General features: G+C 76.9%; 2 protein-coding genes. One reads left to right on the top strand and one right to left on the bottom strand.

Annotated features, from left to right (window positions below; all coding sequences use genetic code 11):
* Window positions 1–152 (bottom strand): hypothetical protein (locus AB0O29_RS35515; RefSeq protein WP_365160456.1); only part of this gene is annotated, 152 nt, incomplete at its 3' end.
* A 75-nt stretch (window positions 153–227) separates the two neighbouring features.
* Here AB0O29_RS35515 and AB0O29_RS35520 point away from each other — a divergent pair.
* A complete protein-coding gene (locus tag AB0O29_RS35520) occupies window positions 228–1,838 on the top strand; it encodes a DUF3492 domain-containing protein (RefSeq protein ID WP_365160459.1) in 1,611 nt (536 codons plus the stop codon).
* The last annotated feature ends 79 nt before the right edge of the window (window positions 1,839–1,917 follow it).

The raw sequence follows: 1,917 nt of genomic DNA on the forward strand, positions 1-1,917 counted from the left end.
GGGAAGCCGGTCAGCTCCTCGACCTTGGTGACGGGCACGCCGGCCGCGGCGATCTTCGACGCGGTGGAGCCGGTCGAGACGAGCGCGACGCCCGCGGCCTGCACGAGGCGGGCGTCGACGACGGACGGTCGTCCGTCGCGCCACCGGTGTATCCGCTTGAGTTCTCCCGCGGCGGGTCACCGGGCCCACGGCGACCGCCAGGAAACGGGAGAACGGGGGTGCCACTCGTGCGGATCGGACTGCTCACCGAAGGTGGTTATCCGTATGCGGCCGGAGAGGCGGGGCTCTGGTGCGACCGGCTCGTGCGCGGACTCCCGCAGCACGAGTTCGAGCTCTACGCGCTGAGCCGCAGCGCCGAACAGGAGGAGCGCGGCCGGGTCCCGCTCCCGCGGCACGTCACGCGGGTGCGCACCGCCCCGCTGTGGGCCCCCGCCGACGACGGCCGGACCCACTCCCGGCGCGAGCGGCGGCGCTTCGCCGACAGCTTCGGGGAGCTGGTGCGCGGCATCTGCGACGGGGGAGCGCCGGCGGCCGGCCCCGCGCCGGCCGAGGCCTTCGCGGCCGGACTGTACGGGCTCGCCGGACTCGCCCGCGAACAGGGCGGCATGTACGCGGCCCTTCGCTCGGAGACCGCCGTGCGCGCCCTGGAGGCCGGCTGCCGGGCCCCGGGCGCGGGCCGGACCGTACGGCAGGCGCGGGTCCCCGACCTGTTGGAGTTCGCCGACGAACTGGAGCGGCTGCTGCGCCCGCTGTCCCTCGACTGGTACGGGGAGCCCGGACTCGGCGCCGTCGACGTCTGCCACGCCGCCGCCGGCGGGGTGGCCGCCCTGCCCGGACTGGTGGCCAAACGCTTCTGCGGGGTCCCGCTGCTGGTCACCGAGTACGGGGTGCGGCTGCGCGCCCACTACCTCGGCCGGGGTCCCGACGCCCGGCCCGCCGTCCGGGCCCTGCTCGCGGCCTTCCACGTCCGGCTGGCCGGGGAGATCTACGCCCGCGCCGACCTGCTGACCCCCGGCAACGCGCACGCCCGCCGCTGGCAGGAACGCTGCGGGGCGCCCCGGGAGCGGCTGCGGACCGTGTACCCGGGGATGGAGGCGGACCGATTCGCCGCCGTCGGCGAGGACACCGGCTGCGGGGACCCGGACACCCTGGTGTGGGTCGGCCGGGTGGAGCCCGCCAAGGACCTGATCGGCCTGCTGCACGCCTTCGCGGAGGTCCGCCGGGCCGCCCCGCGCACCCGGCTGCGGATCTTCGCCACGGCCGCCGCGCCCGGGTACCTGGCCGACTGCCGGTCGCTGGCCGCGCAGCTCTTCCCCGACGAGGCCGCCGACGCGCGGACGGTGGGGGAGAACCCCGTCTGCTTCGACGAGGTCGGCGGGCCGGAGGCGCCCTCGGTGGCCGACGCGTACGCCGCCGGGCGGATCGTGCTGCTGTCCTCGGTGATCGAGGGGTTCCCGATCAGCCTCGTCGAGGCGATGCTGTCCGGCCGGGCCACGGTGTCCACGGACGTCGGGGCCGTCTGCGAGGTCATCGGCGGCACCGGTCTCGTCGTACCCCCGCGCAACCCGCGCGCCCTGGCCGACGCGTGCGCGGCCCTGCTGGGGGACCCGGAACGGGCCCAGCGGCTGGGGGCGGCGGCGCGGGCGCGGGCGCTGGAGCTGTTCACGGTGGAGCAGAACGTGTCCGCCTTCCGGGAGAGCTACCTGTGGCTGCTGGCCAGGGGTTCCTCGCGGGCGGAGGGGGAGGTGCCGTTCGGCCGGCCGGCCGAGGCGGTGGTGCCGGGGCACTGGACGACGCCGACGTGGACCGTTGCCGATCCTGCGGGGGCCGAGGTATGACGACGTCGGACATCGCCGGTGCGGCGCCGTTGCCGGGGGCGCTGCCCCCGGACCCCCGCGCTTCAAGCGCCGGCGGGGC

The sequence above is a fragment of the Streptomyces sp. NPDC089915 genome (genome assembly GCF_040684675.1).
Taxonomy (GTDB): Bacteria; Actinomycetota; Actinomycetes; order Streptomycetales; family Streptomycetaceae; genus Streptomyces.